Raw genomic sequence first — 15,772 nt, forward strand, 5'->3', positions numbered from 1 at the left:
ACATCGCGCCTCAGAGGAACGGTTCCTCGCCGGGCTTGTGGATCCCGCATTCGACCTTGTCCCAGCCGGACCAGCGCCCCGCGCGCGGGTCTTCGCCTGCGGAAACCTGCCGCGTGCAGGGCGAACAGCCGATGCTGGGAAAGCCGCGTTCGACCAGCGGATGGCGCGGCAGATCGTGGCGTTCGAAATAGGCAGCGATATCCTCTGCCGACCAGTCGATCAGCGGATTGATCTTCAGGCGACCCTGCGCATCGGACGAATCGACTTCGAAGCGCGGCAGGCTGGCCCTGGTGGCGGACTGGAACGCCTTGCGCCCCGTAAAGCTCGCATCGAAGCCCGCCAGGGCCGTCGCCAGCGGCTTGACCTTGCGCAATTCGCAGCACCCATCGGGATCGTAGGACCACCTCAGCCCGCTCTCGTCGCGCGCCTCGAGATCCGCGATCTCGGGGTATAGATCGACCCGGTTGAGGCCCAGACGATCGGTCAATTCATCGCGATAGGCGAGTGTTTCGGGGAAATGCTTGCCCGTCTCCAGGAAAAGCACCGGCACCGTCGGATCGACCTGCGCGATCAAATGCAGCAGCACCGCGCTTTCCGCGCCGAAGCTCGATACCACCGCCGTATCGCCGGCCAGACTGCCCTCGATCACGGCGCGCAGCCATTCCTCCGTCTCGGTGCCGCGGAACATGCGATTGAGACGGATGGCGTCCTGCTCGGTGAAGCGGGGGCCGGTATCGATGCGGTCGATGGCGCGCACTGCGTTCATACGTGCCGTTTGGACCAGATCGGCGTGCGATCATCCGCCGCGCGTTGGTAAACTCCGGGCCACCTTTCGAGCGCGGCTGCCACGTCTTCCCTGTCGAATTGCTTGTCCGGTTCGAAGGCGTCGAAACCGCACCGGCGCATATAGGCCAATTGGTCGACCAGAACATCGCCCACGGCGCGAAGCTCGCCCTCATATCCCGCTTCGCGCAGAATGCGGGCCGAGGAATAGCCGCGCCCGTCACCGAAGGCCGGAAAGTTCACTTCGATGAGAGCCAGCCTGTCGAGATGCGGCACCAGAGCGCGCGCATCGTCGCCAGGCTCGATCCGGACGGCGGATGCATTCGATTGGTCCAGAAAGGAATCGACGGTAACCGCCGGGTGATCGACGGGTTCATCGTCGCGATAGCGCAGCGTTTCAGCCATAGAGCGCCTCCTTGAAGGGGTTCATGCCGATGCGGCGGAAAGTATCCACGAAACGTTCGCCTTCCTGGCGCTCGTTTTCGTAGACGGTGGTCACGGTTTCGACTGCATCGACGATGCCATGTTCGTCGAAACCCGGGCCGGTGATCTTGGCTAGGCTGACATCCTCGGCCTCGCTCCCGCCAAGCAGGAGCTGATAATTCTCGACACCTTTCCGGTCGACGCCGAGGATACCGATATGGCCGGCGTGGTGGTGCCCGCAGGCATTGATGCAGCCCGAAATTTTGAGCTTGAGTTCGCCCAGGGTGCCGGTCTTGCCGCTCGCTGCAAAGCGTTCCGCGATTCTCTGCGCGATCGGGATCGAACGGGCATTGGCAAGGCTGCAATAATCGAGCCCCGGGCAGGCGATTATGTCCTCGACCGTGTCGAGGTTGGGGCTGCCCAGCCCGGCTTGATCCAATGCCGTCCACAGCGCGTGCAAATCGGCCTTGCGGACATGCGGCAGGACGATGTTCTGCGTGTGCATAACGCGCAGTTCGTCGAAGCTGTAATCCTTGGCCAGATCGGCCATCAGCCGCATCTGTTCGGCGGTGGCATCGCCGGGAATGCCCCCAACCGGCTTCAGGCTGATCACCGCCGAGACATAGCCAGGTTCCTTATGTGCAACGGTATTGCGATCGACCCAGACGGCAAAATCGGGATCGCTGCGGTCGATCCGGGCGTCGGCGGCAGCATCGAAAGCAGGATCCTCGAAATAGGCCTTGATCCGCTCGAGTTCCACCAGCGGCGGTTCGACACCCTGATCGAGCAGATGCGCGAATTCGGCCTCGACCTGGCGCGTATATTCCTCCGCGCCCAGTTCGTGGACGAGAATCTTGATCCGCGCCTTGTACTTGTTGTCGCGGCGACCGTAGCGGTTGTAGACCCGCAGACACGCCTCGGCATAGGTCACGAGCTGGTCGAGCGGCACGAAGGGATTGATGCAGGGCGCGATCATCGGCGTACGGCCCATGCCGCCGCCGACATAGAATGCCGCACCCAGCTCGCCCGCATCGTTTGTCACGATATTGATGCCGATATCGTGCAACCGCATGGCTGCCCGATCTTTTTCACTGGCGATCACCGCGATCTTGAACTTGCGCGGCAGGTAACTGAATTCCGGGTGGAAGCTCGACCACTGGCGCAGCAGTTCGGCATAAGGTCGCGGATCGACGATCTCGTCGGCCGCAGCGCCGGCGAAATGGTCCGAACTGATATTGCGGATGCAGTTGCCGCTGGTCTGGATGGCATGCATCTCGACCTTGGCCAGATCGGCCAGGATATCCGCCGCATCCTCCAGCTTGATCCAGTTGTACTGAATATTCTGCCGTGTCGTGAAGTGGCCATAACCGCGATCGTATTTATCGGCGATATCGGCCAGGGCATGCATCTGGCGGCTGTCGAGCGTGCCATAGGGGATGGCGACGCGCAGCATATAGGCGTGGAGTTGCAGGTAGAGGCCGTTCATCAGCCGCAATGGCTTGAACTGGTCTTCGGTCAGCTTGCCTTCGAGACGGCGACGCGCCTGATCGCGGAATTCCTCCACGCGGGCGTCGACCATCGCCTGGTCGTATTGGTCGTATGCGTACATCAGATCACCCAATTGCCGATTTCGGGATCGGCGGGCTTGAGGGTCAGGTCGGGGCGGACGGTGGGGCCGAGCGCGCGAACGCGCTCCTTGATGTGCGAAGGCCGGGGGCTGCCCTCATGCAGTTCGGCATCGACCGCATAGGGCACGTTGACCCGCCGCGCGGCCTCCTCGCTCCGGGCGATTTCGTCTTCGCTCCCCGTCACATCGACCGCATCTTCGACATGAATCGACCAGTCGCTGCCGGTCCACCATGTAACGGCGCCAGTCTTGAGATCGTTTCCGGTCAGCAGCCTCATCGCGCGGCCTCCCGAGCGGTCATGGCCAGTGTGGCATCGTCGCGCGCGGTAACTTCGCCGATCACGATCAACGCTGGGCTGACGACCTCTTCGCGCTCGACCAGGTTGGGCAGACCGGCCAGCAGCCCGCGCAGCACCCGCATTTCGGGCCGGGTGCCGTTCTCGATCACCGCCACGGGCATATCCGGGGCCAGGCCGTCTTCCATCAGCTTGTCGGCAATCTGCGGGGCGGTCTTCACGCCCATATAGATCACCAGCGTGCGGCCCTTGCCGGCAAGCCCAGCCCAATCCTGGTCCTTCAAGCCCTTGCACTGGCCGGCCACAAAGCTGACGATACTCGAGGCATCGCGGTGGGTCAGCGCGATCTGCGCCGCCGCCGCCGCCCCATTGGCGGCGCTGATGCCGGGGACGACTTCGACCGCGACGCCAGCGGCACGGGCGACTTCGGCTTCCTCGCCGCCGCGCCCGAAAATGAACGGATCGCCGCCCTTCAAACGGACGACATCCTCGCCCGACTGCGCGATCCGCACAAGCAAATCGCTGATCTCCTCCTGCGGGAGGGTATGGTTAGAACGACGCTTCGCCACCGAAATCAGTTCGGCATCCGCGCGGGCGAGCTTCAGAATCGCGGGATGGACGAGACCGTCATGGACGATTACACGTGCCCGCTCGATCAGCCTTGCGGCACGGATCGTCAGCAGGTCGGGAACGCCCGGCCCCGCTCCAACGAGATAAATGGTTCCGGATTTTGCCATGCCCGCAAGATGCGGCGCATCCCGGCCCGGCGCCAATCAGAATGCGTGTGCCACAAGGAAGGCTAGATTTTGAAACAGACGCTGTGCGCGCAGCAATCTATTCTTTCGTAACTTCGGGAGCCTCGCTGCGCTGCCCCATGATCTCGATCAGGCGGTCGAACTGATCGCTGGACCGGATATGCAGATCGCGCTGCGGGAACGGGATTTCTATGCCGTTCTCCTTGAACAGCCACCATAGCTTCTTCAGGACGGCGCTGCGCACATTGCCCACACCATCTTCGGGATCGGTGATCCAGCAGTGGATCGTAAAATTGACCGAGCTGTCGCCATATTCGGTCATCCACACGGTTGGTGGGGGGGCCTTGAGTATGCGGTCGTAGCTTTTTGCCGCCTCGAGCATCAGCTCTTCGGCCAGCTTCATGTCGGCATCGTAGCTAACGCCGACGGGGACCTGCATGCGCACGTTTTTCGACGAATAGGACCAGTTTTCCACCTGGTTTATCATCAGGTTTTCGTTGGGAATCAGATATTCTCTCTGGTCGCGCGTGGTGACCGATACGGCGCGGATCCCGATCTTGCGAATTTGGCCGAAGCTTTCATTGCCCGCCATGTCGGTAACGGCGATCACGTCACCTGGCTTGATTGATCGATCCATCAGCAAAATGATCCCTGCGATCAGATTGCCGAAGGTCTTCTGCAAGCCGAAACCGATCGCAAGACCGAAGGCACCGGAGAAGACTGCAAGCGCTGTCAGGTCTATCCCGAGCAGGTCGATGCCGAGGAAGAACGCGGCCGCCCAGACGATGATCGTGGCGATTTTTTCGACCAGCAATTGCTGCGTATCGTCCAGCCGGGTCATCCGCCGCACGATCCGGCGCGCCATTTTGCTGACGAACCAGGCAAACACAAGGACACCGGCGATAACGGCGCTTACGATCAGCACGTCGAACAGCGAGATACGGAAGGTACCGAAGGACAGGGCCACCGCATCGAGCGTATCGATGACCGAACCGACCGTTTCGCTTTTGGAACTGAGCGCTTCTTTCGCGCCTTCGGCGGCGGCCACCGCGCTTTCTTCCTGAGCCGGCTCGGCTAGGCTCCACGCCTGTTCGACCGGAACAAATTCCGCCGCGGTGTCCTCGCTCGGTGGTGTTTCGCCCTGCACGTCTATCCTTCGTTCAGTGCCGCAAAGCCGTTGGCCAGATCGGCGATAAGATCATGGGTGTCTTCCAGCCCGATGGATAGACGGATGGCATGACGATCCTCAACCCCCCAGCCCGGCTTCGGCCACGGCATCTTGCTGCGCACCGGTTCGACATCGAACGGCAATGCCAGGCTTTCGAACCCGCCCCAGCTATACCCGATGCCGAACAGCTCCAGCCGATCGACGAGGCGGCAGCGCACCGCATCGTCGCGCCCTTTCAAAACAAAACTGAACAGGCCGCAGCCTCCGGTGAAATCGCGCTGCCACAGGGCATGGCCCGGCGTGCCGGACAACATCGGAGAAAGGACATGAGCGACCTCCTTCCGGCTCGCAAGCCATTCGGCGATGGCAAGCGCGCTGGCACTTTGCCGCTCCAGCCTGACGCCCATCGTGCGCAATCCGCGCAGGACCAAGGCGGCATCGTCGGGCGAGACGACATGGCCGAGCTGCTGCGCACCGAGCCGCAAGCGGCGATACCAGCGCTTACCCGCGCTCGCCGCACCCATCATCACGTCGGAATGCCCACCGACATGCTTGGTCAGCGCGGTAATCGCGATATCGCAACCGTGGCCAAGAGCGGCAAAACCAAGCGCGGTAGCCCAGGTGTTGTCGACCAGGCTCACCGCCCCCTTGGCCCGTGCGATACGGGCCAGCGCGGGAATATCGCAAACCTCCATCGTCAGGCTGCCCGGCACTTCCAGCATCACCGCACGGGTGCGTTCGCAGAACGCCGCTTCATATGCTTCGAGATCGAGCGGGTCGAAGAAGCGGTGCTCGATGCCGAAGGTCTTGAGCAATCCCATCGCGGTACTGCGCGTGGGATCGTAGGCGTTATCGGCCACCAGCAGAACATCGCCACTGCGCAGGACCGCGAGAAGAGACCCCGCGAGGGCAGCCAGACCGCTGGGATAGAGCACCGTTCCCGCAGCTCCGGGCTCCAGCGCCGTCAGCGCGTCGCACAAGGCCCACTGCGTCGGCGCACCGCGGCGGCCATAGAAGAACGAACCATCTTCATTGCTGCTCTTGCGAGCCCTGAGGTCAGCGCAATCGGCGTAAAGATGCGTGCTTGCGCGCCAGATCGGCGGATTGACCACATCCCGGGAAAAGCTGCCCGACCGCCCCCCTGTGACAAGGCGTGTCGCGGGGCGATACCTGCTGTCGTCCTCACCCGCCATTATCAGCGCGCCGCCCCCTTTTCCTTGGGCAGATCTGGGTCGTCGCTCCATTCCAGCCAGCTACCATCATAGATGGAAACGTCGTCCTTGCCTACGAGATGCAGACCGAAAGCAAGGACGCAGGCGGTCATCCCGCTATTGCAGGAGGTGACGACCGGCCTGTCGAGATCGATCCCGGCGGCAGCGAAGATCGATCGGATTTCCTCGGCGGAACGATACGTTCCGTCGGCGGCCAAAAGCGCAGGATAATGCACGTTCGCCGCTCCCGGAATATGACCCTCCGAGCCGCTGCCATCCTCACCCGCGAAACGGGCGGCATCGCGAGCATCCACGACCTGCTCGGCGCGCGAGCGGCAATTGGCGAGCATGTCCGTCTTCGAGCGAACCGCGCGCAGCGCATGGGGGGCCGGATAAGTGCTTTGCGCGGGCGATGCCGCGCCTTGTTCCAGCGGGCGCCCTTCGCTTTTCCATTTTCCGAGTCCACCGTCGAGAATCGCAACCTGGTCGAAGCCGTAAAGCCGGAAGATGAACCATGCTCGCGCGGCGCTCCTGATCTGGCTGTCGTCATACAGGACCACGCGGCTGCTGGGCGCTATTCCCATCTGGCTCAGCCGGTCGGCGAACTGCCGCGCGTCCGGCAGGGCCTTGGGCACTGGAGAGGCCGTAGCGACAAAACTCACCAGATCGAGAAAACGCGCGCCCGGCACATGCCCTTCGACGAATTCGACCGAACTCTTACGTGGACTGTCGGGCAAATGCATCGTTGCATCCACCACGACGAGGTCTTCGGTATCGAGATTGTCTGCGAGCCATTGAGTCGAAACAAGACTGTCCATCTCCATCCGGTTAGCCGCCGGAAGGGACTAAGTCGAGCTAGGCAAGCTCGCGCTGGGAAACTTGCCCGTATGTGCGCGGCCCTTCGTCCAGCCGGATGGGTTGCAGGCGCCCCCCACCGGGCGAGCCGAGCCCGACCACGAAAGTCTTCAACAGCGCGCTCTCGTCCGGCCCGTCCACCCGCACACGCATCAGCGGTACCAGCAGGGGAAGCCGACCCTGCCGAATGACATGCGCCTGAGCGAGCGGGAGCTGTACCTGCCCGTCGAGCGTGACGAACTGTCGGGGCGCGATACGGGCAATCTCGTGCCGCTTCTCGAGCGCAGTGGTCTCGATCGCGACCTGCTCCTCCATCGCGGCGTTGGCGTGTGCCGAAACCAGATCGATCCCGACAACGACATCGGTCAGCGGGGCATCGGTCCGATTGCTCAGCGTCAGGCGATACTTCAGCGTGGCATAGGCAGCGCTGCGAATCAGCTTCTCGCTTTCGACCTGGAGCCGCACCGCATCTGCCAGAGGAACAGCGGCGGGCGGCTTGGCGCGGGCAACGACCGGACGTTCGATATCGTGCACCACTGTTCCGCCGCGGCGCTTGTGGAACAGGAAACCGGCCCCAAGGAGCGCCAGCAACGCCGCCGCCGCTGCAATCAGCCGCCACGGCAATCCGTCTTCGGCATGCGTGTCCGCCGCTTCCGGCAAGGGCTGCGGCGAGGCCGACGGCGTCGCGCTGGGAAGCGCAAGCGGGGTCGCAGCCGCTCCTTCGCGTTCAGCCGGTGCCGCATCCGGGCGGTCCGGAAGAGACGACGCATCGCCGGTTTCCACCGCGCGCGGCGTGATGGTGGGTAGCGGGGTATTGCGGGGCACTGGCAACGCGGTTGAAGCCTCCCGCGCCGCGGCGGCATCGATCGGCGGAGCTTCGGCAGTAATTCCTGGCGTCGGCGTCAGTGTCGGTGTCGGTGTCGGTGTCGGCGTGTTGACCACCCGCGGCCCGATCTGAACGCCGCTGCGCGTATCGGCAGGGCCTTGCGCCTGCGGAGTCGCAGTGGCTGCTGGTGCCGGTTCGAGCGAAAAGTCGTTGGCCGATTGCGCGTGCACCGTGCCCGGCAGCACCACCGCTAAAGCGATCAGAAGAGTACGGAAGGGAAAGGCCATTGCAGGTCGTTTCGTGGGATAGGGGCCGCAAGAGTGCAGAGCCGCGCTGAATAGGTACTGAAGGGCACGCTTCCAAGCCCCGGCTTGCGCTGCGCGACGCTTCACGGCAGGAGCGCGACATGAGCGACACACCTGCCCCCAAATTCCTCGGCGCCAACACCGCGCTGCCTGCCTCGCCCGACGAAGCGGAACTCGATTATGTGCCCAACCCTCGCATCGGCCAGCTCTACATGGTCCGCTTTGCCGCGCCCGAGTTCACCTCGCTCTGTCCGGTTACCGGTCAGCCCGATTTCGCGCATCTGGTGATCGACTATGCGCCGGGCGAAACGATCGTGGAATCGAAAAGCCTCAAGCTATTTCTCGGCTCGTTCCGCAACCATTGCGGGTTCCACGAGGATGTCACGGTCGGGATCGGCCAGCGCCTGTTCGACGAAATGCAGCCGCGCTGGCTGCGCATCGGCGGCTATTGGTACCCGCGCGGCGGAATCCCGATCGATGTCTTCTGGCAAAGCGGCTCCCCTCCGGACGGCCTGTGGCTACCGGATCAAGGCGTCTCATCCTATCGTGGGCGCGGCTGACCAATCGGCACTGCAGCGCGCAAAGAGGATAGATCTGTGCACCCTCTAGCGACATGATGTCATGACACATAATATCTGCCGCTATCTTCAAAGTTCGCGTTTCGCGATATGCTGGATTGGTATCCGATGAGGAGATGCAGGGTACGCAGATGTGGTTCAAATCATATCGACGCGTTGAGGAACCCGATTGAACAGCAGGATTGATGAGATCCCAATCAGGGACTTGCCAAATAAATCCTTGCCATCCAGAAATTTCCACCCACTCGTTTAGGATGAAATTCATTAAATCGTCTGCAAATTATGTGATTTCATGTAACTATTTTGACAAACAGCGCATTAAGCGCGATTAACATCATACATCTATATCAATACTATTGTCCAATATATTATAAAACTATCATCAGTCACAATACGATATCGAACGTTTTTTCTGTGTGAGATAATCTCCCGTCAAAGGGTGCCCTAGATACCGAACTGATTGGGCGACCTGCGAAGTAAAAGCAATAATCAGCGAAGCTCAAGTGCTCCAATATCGCGGCTTCAAAGAGCGGGGGAGAGCGGTTTCGTCGAATCGCTCTCCCTATTCCGGTACAGGGTCGCGTTTTGCCGAGACTAAATCATGGAAATGCGACGAGATGATGCAGTCGATCGCGGACTTCGACATGGCTCAATCCGGCCATTCCTCCGTCTATCCTCATTTGCCTCGCCACACCGCCATCGTGCCATCGGGCCCAATCGAAGCTCACAGCGCTGACCGTAGCACCGCTCGATCCGGGTACTCCAAAGGCAGCAACACCATCGACACGCTGGCTGAAATCGCGATCGCCGAATGTATAGCTGACGCCGACATGACTTGCGCCCTCACCCGCGAGAAAACCGCGCACACCGGCATGGCACTGACCGGTGCTACAAATGAAGCCGGTTCCTGTCACCGGCAGTTCGTTGCTCGAGAAAGTCAGCGCGAAATCGCCGGTCGTTTCGATCGCCAGCCCGCCATTTAACGGATCGGCCGATCCGCCGGGCGTCCCGAACGTATAGTCAACATTCCCGATCCGGACTTCGAAATCGAGACCGACTGTCGGCGCCGCGCCGAAGGCGATCGCCAAAGTGCCGTTAAACATACCCGCGTCGCGACTTCCATCGCGGATCGTAGGCGCGGTCGCACCGACCAGCTCGTAGGCGACCGTCCCCGATGCTGGCAGGTTTGTCGCCGGGGTTCCGCCTATGATGTGCCAGCCCTGGGAAGGGCCGAGGTCGAAGCCGTCGGTATTTGCGAAGAACCGCCCACCCGTCGTGCCGTCGGCCCAGCGGGTCCAGCCGATGATATCGCCGACCGATCCGGATTCGTTCTCAGTCGCACTACCAATCGTCGGCCGTTCATTGTCTCGCGTGAAATCGTTGGTGGTGACCATATAGGCGACCGGCGCGCCGCTGGTGTCGGAATAGGTCACGTCGTTGGACGTTCTGAGATCGATCCCGATTTCGGTTGCCGAATAGGCGATGAACTGATTCGAACGCACGGTCCCGGACGGTCCGCCCGAATTGCCGCCGCCGGCGCGGAAGGCGGCGACGCCGTCTACCCAATTGCGGACGTCGTTCGAACGATCGTCTCGTATGGTGTAGGCTAGTCCGAAATGGGTTCCGCCATCACCGGCGAGAAAGCCATTAAAGGCGAAGCGACAATCGCCCTGATTGCACGCCGGCCCGCTATTGTCGGGCAGATCGATGCTATCTTCCGCAGCGCGGCCATCGGGGAATATCCGCAGGCTCGGCGCCGTCAGCCCCCCTTCCGACAGCACATCATAGGTAAAGCCCGCGATCGTGACACTTGCATCGAGTCCGAAGAAGGTATCGCTCGTGCCGAAGGACACGGCGAGACTTCCGTCGAACACCCCGGGGGCGACGCTATTGTCCCGCATCGTCGGGCTGGTTCCACCGATTAGCGTATAGGTGACGATTCCATTGGCCGGGCGGTTGGTGAACGGCACACCATAGATGAAGTGATCCCCGCTATTCTCGTCGCGCGCGAGCCCACCTACGCGGGCTCCTCCGACGAGACGGGTCCATCCGAGAATGCCCTGGTCCCCATCATCCTCGACTTCATCGCGATCCTCGAAGCGCGTTTCGAAACCGCTGCGCGAACGATAGCCGACAAACTCACCATTCTCGATGATCAGCGACACATCCTGATTCAACCCGTTCTCGGTCAGGATCGCATAGGCAATCGTCAGATCGGTGCGATCGGGATCGGGCTTCACGCCGTCAGCACCGCTCGGTGGCGAAGGTGGTGGTGGCGGAGGCGGCGGAGGCGGAGGCGGAGGCGGAGGCGGCGGAGGCGGCGGAGGCGTCATGGTGACAGATATCCCGGCCACGTCGAACCCGGCAAGCCGCAATATCTCGGTGAATTCGGCTGCTTGACTATCCGTTACACCCGGCGGGAAACCATAGTCTTCCAGACTGTTGATCAGCGCTTGGATCTGCAAGGCGGAAAGGCCGGCCGCACCGGACAGTATCTGTTTGATGATGCCGAGGACGGCCGCCGCATCATAACTCCCCGTCTGCGCCTGCACGTAGCCGAGTAACTGCGCGGGCGTCGTTGCTCTCTGCAGCGCACCAGCCGGATTCTGATTGAGCGTGATGCCGGCAAAGCCGACGCTCGTCGGCTGGGTGAAGGACGCGTTCGACAGGAATTGGTTGGCGGTCTGTCGGCGCTTGCGGAAAGTGGTATCGACGCCGTTGGGTTGCGCGCCTGCCGTCACGATCCGGTCCGGCGCAACCGTTGCCGATGCGGTAAAGGCACTGCCCGCGGCGAACCTGCGATTCTCGCCGGCACCTTCCAGGTTCGTGGTCCCGATCAGCGCAAAGCCGCTCACCGACCCGTCGGGCCGGATTTGGATATTGACGGAGCTGTTGGCCCCCAGCCGCACCCGTGTGCCGTTCCCAGCCGTGATGGGCAGGCTCGAACCGTTCGCCGAGCGTGCCGTGAAGGAACCGCGCGAGATCGTGAGCGAGCCATCGTCGCCTATGCTGTATTCAGCAGGGCCGACAATGCTGACCAGCGTGCCGTCGTCGAGGCGCAGCTGGCTAAGCCCGGCGAGCAAAGCGCGGCTTCCCGTCACGGCAGTTCCGGTCGCCTGATCATCGGTCGAGAAGAGGACCGATGCGGCATTGGCGGGATGTGCGAACGCAATTGCGCTCGCACATCCGAGCAGCAGGGAAATTTTAGTGCCTGTCATCATGATCCTCCCAATCAGAATTCGAACCGCAGCCCGAGGCCTGCCGTCCATCGATCATATTCGTAAAGCGCGATGTTGGTGTCGTTGTGTGTGTAGGTGACGCGCGGCCTGATGCTGACTCGATCGCTGAGATAGGCGCGCAAACCCAGCGACAGATCAATGCGCCAATCCTTCCGACCGATCAGAAAGAGCGGGTCCTGCCCGTCATGATCGCGATACTCGACGCCGGCACCGGCGAGCAGCGATACCCGCTGCGATACAGGATATTCGAGCCCCAGCTGGGCGTTGAAGAAACCAAAGCTCAGATGGTCGGCACGGGCGCGGACAGTCTCTTCCTTGCCGCCTCCAATGCCGCCGTACAGGTGCCGGCCGGCATAGGTAATCGAACCTGCGAAACGGTCTGCCTCGCGCAAAGGATCGCCGTCATAATCCAACCGGAAATATTGTCCGCTGATTGCAACCGCTTCGTTCCGGCGGCTGCGGATCGCGTAGCGACCGATGATGCCGAACGCGGCGCGGAACCCATCGCCATCGATCACAAAACGCTGCGCCTGCCCGGACAGCGAAGCCACGTTGCCGCTCGCAAACGTATGCGAGATCCCCGCCGTCCCGGTCACAGAGAACTGATCGGCGAAACCGGAATCGAGATTGTCGCGCCAGTTGCCCAGCGCCGATGCGAACAACCGCGTCTGACGGCCAAGCGGCACATCGACCGATACGCCGCCCTGCAACTGGTAAAACGCCTCGTCGCGCGCGCGCGCCGCAGGATTCAGCGTTGCCGGGCCGAGAAAGGCGAACAGCGGTAGGATGATTGTCGCATCGTCCGTTGCAGCGTTGATATTGCTGTCATAGCCCATCTCGACATCGATAAAGCCCGTGACTACCGCCCCGTCCTCACCGCGCTGCCGGTCGTAATCGCGCACGAGGCGTGAGAAGCGCTGGCGCACCGGATCTGGCACGCTCGGATCGGCGACAACCGTATTGAATTCTTCGCGGGCCGTATCGATGTCCCCCGCCATGGCATAGGCGCGGGCAAGCTCGGCCCGGGCCGGGGCGTTGCCAGGCTGGATCGCCAAAACGCGCTGAAGGGCGATAATCGCCTCGCCATATCGTCCGGTTTCGATCGCGGCGACGCCGAGGAGAAAATCGAACGCAGGATCGCCAGCACGAGCACCTGCCTGCGCGGCGAGGCGCGTATAGGCAGCGTCTGGCTCGCCGGCTTCCAGTTCGACCTGCGCAAGACGGACTGTCTCGTCGGTCTGCGCGGTAAGGGTGCCGGGCACGGCGGCGGCGGACATTGCCAACGCCCCAACCGCATATCGGAAAATCCTCAAATCCACGGGAAAGCCCCTCCTATCGCTATTCCATGCTGGCATCGGACGGCGCCATGCAGTCGGCTGCGCCACCGTCGGAACGGCCTGCTGCGCGCCTTAAAGCGACGAGCGCGATTGCGAGGCACCCCCTTTTGGGGGGTGTTTTCCAAAAAATTTCGCTACCTTAAAAAGCCACGACCGGGGTTGCGTGTGGAATCATGCGCATGGTCGATCTGTGGAGTGGCGGCGTGGGCACCATCGAAGACCTGGACGAAGACAGCCGGTTTGCGGAGGAATTCGAAGACCGGTTCGACGCCGCTTTGAAGTCGGATATTCCCCCGATGACGCCGCGTCCCAATCTCTCTACGGCGACTATGACCTGCATTCTGCTGGACGAGCACAACCATCTCATATGGGGCGATCCGCGCTTCGAACGCTGGATCGGGCGGGATGTCGTGGACATGGACGTGTGCGACCAGGTCCGCGCCAACGGCGTGGAGCAGCTCGTTCAGACGACCGATCAGGACGACCATCCGCTCATACTCGCCTATGCGCCGATCGGAACCGCCCGGCACTGGCCGATCCCGTTTAAAATCGACCGTGAAGGGTCGGGGGCGGGCATCGCGATTGGCGCCCTGTCGCTCGCGCATCTTTCCGACGCATTGATCGAAACCGCGCGGGCCGCCGGACTTACCAACCTTGAGGCTCGCGTCGCGGCGGCGCTCGTTTCGCATGGTCATATGCGGCGCGCGGGCGCGCATTGTGGCGTCCAATACCAAACGGCGCGCAAGGCCGCTTCGGCCGCAATGCGCAAACTGAACGTGTCCGGTCAGGCGCAGCTCGTGCGGAAAATGTCGGAATTGGTGACTTCCGTTTCGCCGCCGCGCGAGGATGCGCGGAATCTGCTAATCGACATTTTCGGCTTTACCCCGCGCGAAGCACGGCTCGCGCTGCTGCTCGCCGAGGGCCATGATCGAAAAGAGTCCGCGGAAATCGCCGGCCTCTCCAATGCCGTGGCCAAGGACGTATTTTCGTGCATCTTCGAAAAGATGGGCATCGAGAAGGCGCCGGAAATCCCGCGTGTTGTCGCCGATGCTTTCCTGTCCGCACTGTTTGCCCGGGCCGACCAGCACGCACTGGCAAGCCTGCCCGGTGAACGCGAACCGCTGCGTATTTTGCATCGGCCCGATGGCAGCGTCGTGGCGATGAGTGACTATGGCCCAAAAGATGGCAGGCCGGTCCACATCCTGCATTCCAGCATGTCCACCCGATATCCGTTTCGCAAGGTCGTGCGGGCGCTGCAGAATGCCGGTTTCCGCCCGATCACGATTGATCGCCCCGGCTACGGTCTGACTGACGATAGAGCCGATGCGGACGATATGGACGACTTGTTCGCCGCAGGTGCCGACGATGTCAGACTGGTCTGCGACTGGCTCGGCATCAAACGGATCGACTTGTTGACCCGAGGCGGAGCGTTCGCGGCGTTGGCAACGGCGCGCATGCATCCGGACCTCATCGGGCGCGCCGTCGTGATCAATCCCGACCTACTCCAAGAGCATTGTACGAAAAGATCCGGCACTTTGGGACTCGTCCGAACGGGCTTCGAGCGGTTTCCCGACCGCATCGAGAGCATGCTGAGATGGACCGGCTCCCAACTTACGCCGTCGCGCATCGCGAAATTGATCGACAAGACACTCAAGACCATACCAGCCGACGCACAATCGCTAAGCGACGCGGAAAGCATCGCCGATTATCAGCGCTCGTTTCTGGTATTCGCTACAAGCCGGATTTCCGGTATTTTCCGCGAACAGCGTGGCTACGTGACGATGGCAGATGTTCTCGGCCTGCAGGATGGCAGAGATTGGAAGCTCCTCATCGGCGATGCCGATCCGATCCATGACGTGGCAGAGATGATACCCTTCTGGCGCGCCAAACTTCCAGGCGCTTCCATCCGCAATGTTCAAGGCGCGGGGCGCTATATGGAACTCTCGCACACCGAAGCCGTGATTGATGCGTTGAACGGCGCTATTGCATGAACACGATCAGGATCAGGAAGAGTCGGTTTTGCTGTTAGCAAATTCACTTATCTGAAAGCAGATGTGCATGTGTATGTGCGTGCGAATTTCTGCATCACAATCGTCGGCCAATTGAGATTGAGTTTCGTATACTGCAGGTTGGCAGCTTTCATGACTGCAGGGTCATAGTCGAAGATCGGATCAATTGGTGAACCGGATCATGCTTTCATCTGCGACTGTTGAATTAGAGGAGAAGAAATCCCGTAACCGTGAGTAACGCATCAATCACACCAATCCTGGAAAACAAACCAATGGCGGAGAAGGTGGGATTCGTATTAAAGATTTATAACTATGAATACCTATGATCTTATTTACATTTGATTAATAAGCATCTCGCCC

General features: G+C 61.5%; 13 protein-coding genes. 2 read left to right on the forward strand and 11 right to left on the reverse strand.

Annotated elements, in window-relative coordinates:
- Nucleotides 1-10 precede the first annotated feature (10 nt).
- The 9 genes from DVR09_RS13050 to DVR09_RS13090 all read right to left on the reverse strand — a co-directional run bounded on the left by DVR09_RS13050 (nucleotide 11) and on the right by DVR09_RS13090 (nucleotide 8,231).
- Nucleotides 11-766 carry a phosphoadenylyl-sulfate reductase gene (locus tag DVR09_RS13050; RefSeq protein ID WP_115417330.1) on the reverse strand — a complete coding sequence of 252 codons (756 nt, stop codon included), beginning with the start codon at nucleotides 764-766 and terminating at the stop codon, nucleotides 11-13.
- A complete protein-coding gene (locus DVR09_RS13055; RefSeq protein ID WP_115417332.1) occupies nucleotides 763-1,188 on the reverse strand; it encodes a DUF934 domain-containing protein in 426 nt (141 codons plus the stop codon). The genes DVR09_RS13050 and DVR09_RS13055 overlap by 4 nt, the downstream gene beginning before the upstream one ends.
- Complete coding sequence (locus tag DVR09_RS13060) at nucleotides 1,181-2,815, reverse strand: nitrite/sulfite reductase (RefSeq protein WP_115417333.1); 1,635 nt, start codon at nucleotides 2,813-2,815, stop codon at nucleotides 1,181-1,183. Before DVR09_RS13060 ends, DVR09_RS13055 begins: the two co-directional genes overlap by 8 nt.
- Complete coding sequence (locus DVR09_RS13065) at nucleotides 2,815-3,111, reverse strand: DUF2849 domain-containing protein (RefSeq protein ID WP_115417334.1); 297 nt, start codon at nucleotides 3,109-3,111, stop codon at nucleotides 2,815-2,817. The genes DVR09_RS13060 and DVR09_RS13065 overlap by 1 nt, the downstream gene beginning before the upstream one ends.
- Entirely contained in the window at nucleotides 3,108-3,866 is a 759-nt protein-coding gene (gene cobA, locus DVR09_RS13070) for a uroporphyrinogen-III C-methyltransferase (RefSeq protein ID WP_115417967.1), read from the reverse strand. Before cobA ends, DVR09_RS13065 begins: the two co-directional genes overlap by 4 nt.
- A gap of 97 nt (nucleotides 3,867-3,963) precedes the next feature.
- Nucleotides 3,964-5,031, reverse strand: a complete 1,068-nt coding sequence (locus tag DVR09_RS13075; protein WP_115417336.1) for a mechanosensitive ion channel family protein — start codon at nucleotides 5,029-5,031, stop codon at nucleotides 3,964-3,966.
- A gap of 2 nt (nucleotides 5,032-5,033) precedes the next feature.
- On the reverse strand, nucleotides 5,034-6,245 hold the full coding sequence (gene metC, locus DVR09_RS13080) for a cystathionine beta-lyase (protein WP_115417338.1): 1,212 nt from the start codon (nucleotides 6,243-6,245) through the stop codon (nucleotides 5,034-5,036).
- Nucleotides 6,246-6,247: 2 nt separating this feature from the next.
- The gene (locus tag DVR09_RS13085) at nucleotides 6,248-7,081 is read right to left on the reverse strand and encodes a sulfurtransferase (RefSeq protein WP_115417968.1); all 834 of its coding nucleotides are present in this window, start codon (nucleotides 7,079-7,081) and stop codon (nucleotides 6,248-6,250) included.
- Between the two features lie 37 nt (nucleotides 7,082-7,118).
- Entirely contained in the window at nucleotides 7,119-8,231 is a 1,113-nt protein-coding gene (locus tag DVR09_RS13090) for a hypothetical protein (protein ID WP_115417340.1), read from the reverse strand.
- A 119-nt stretch (nucleotides 8,232-8,350) separates the two neighbouring features.
- On the opposite strand from DVR09_RS13090, the gene queF reads away from it, so the two are divergent.
- Nucleotides 8,351-8,809, forward strand: coding sequence for a preQ(1) synthase (gene queF / locus DVR09_RS13095; RefSeq protein WP_115417342.1), 459 nt, complete (start codon nucleotides 8,351-8,353; stop codon nucleotides 8,807-8,809).
- A gap of 617 nt (nucleotides 8,810-9,426) precedes the next feature.
- On the opposite strand, the gene DVR09_RS17235 is transcribed toward queF, so the two are convergent.
- On the reverse strand, nucleotides 9,427-12,048 hold the full coding sequence (locus tag DVR09_RS17235) for a hypothetical protein (RefSeq protein ID WP_234041452.1): 2,622 nt from the start codon (nucleotides 12,046-12,048) through the stop codon (nucleotides 9,427-9,429).
- Nucleotides 12,049-12,059: 11 nt separating this feature from the next.
- Nucleotides 12,060-13,343, reverse strand: a complete 1,284-nt coding sequence (locus DVR09_RS13115; RefSeq protein ID WP_234041453.1) for a tetratricopeptide repeat protein — start codon at nucleotides 13,341-13,343, stop codon at nucleotides 12,060-12,062.
- Between the two features lie 239 nt (nucleotides 13,344-13,582).
- On the opposite strand from DVR09_RS13115, the gene DVR09_RS13120 reads away from it, so the two are divergent.
- Nucleotides 13,583-15,394 carry an alpha/beta hydrolase gene (locus tag DVR09_RS13120; protein ID WP_162814969.1) on the forward strand — a complete coding sequence of 604 codons (1,812 nt, stop codon included), beginning with the start codon at nucleotides 13,583-13,585 and terminating at the stop codon, nucleotides 15,392-15,394.
- Nucleotides 15,395-15,772: the final 378 nt, after the last annotated feature.

Source organism: Erythrobacter aureus (genome assembly GCF_003355455.1).
GTDB lineage: Bacteria > Pseudomonadota > Alphaproteobacteria > Sphingomonadales > Sphingomonadaceae > Qipengyuania > Qipengyuania aurea.

Bases quoted from the DNA above. Each gene is read 5' to 3' on its own strand.
- DVR09_RS13085 (WP_115417968.1), bottom strand. From the start codon at position 7,081: ATGGACAGTCTTGTTTCGACTCAATGGCTCGCAGACAATCTCGATACC.
- DVR09_RS13060 (WP_115417333.1), bottom strand. From the start codon at position 2,815: ATGTACGCATACGACCAATACGACCAGGCGATGGTCGACGCCCGCGTG.
- cobA (WP_115417967.1), bottom strand. From the start codon at position 3,866: ATGGCAAAATCCGGAACCATTTATCTCGTTGGAGCGGGGCCGGGCGTT.
- DVR09_RS17235 (WP_234041452.1), bottom strand. From the start codon at position 12,048: ATGATGACAGGCACTAAAATTTCCCTGCTGCTCGGATGTGCGAGCGCA.
- DVR09_RS13050 (WP_115417330.1), bottom strand. From the start codon at position 766: ATGAACGCAGTGCGCGCCATCGACCGCATCGATACCGGCCCCCGCTTC.
- DVR09_RS13115 (WP_234041453.1), bottom strand. From the start codon at position 13,343: ATGTCCGCCGCCGCCGTGCCCGGCACCCTTACCGCGCAGACCGACGAG.
- DVR09_RS13065 (WP_115417334.1), bottom strand. From the start codon at position 3,111: ATGAGGCTGCTGACCGGAAACGATCTCAAGACTGGCGCCGTTACATGG.
- queF (WP_115417342.1), top strand. From the start codon at position 8,351: ATGAGCGACACACCTGCCCCCAAATTCCTCGGCGCCAACACCGCGCTG.
- DVR09_RS13090 (WP_115417340.1), bottom strand. From the start codon at position 8,231: ATGGCCTTTCCCTTCCGTACTCTTCTGATCGCTTTAGCGGTGGTGCTG.
- DVR09_RS13120 (WP_162814969.1), top strand. From the start codon at position 13,583: ATGGTCGATCTGTGGAGTGGCGGCGTGGGCACCATCGAAGACCTGGAC.
- metC (WP_115417338.1), bottom strand. From the start codon at position 6,245: ATGGCGGGTGAGGACGACAGCAGGTATCGCCCCGCGACACGCCTTGTC.
- DVR09_RS13055 (WP_115417332.1), bottom strand. From the start codon at position 1,188: ATGGCTGAAACGCTGCGCTATCGCGACGATGAACCCGTCGATCACCCG.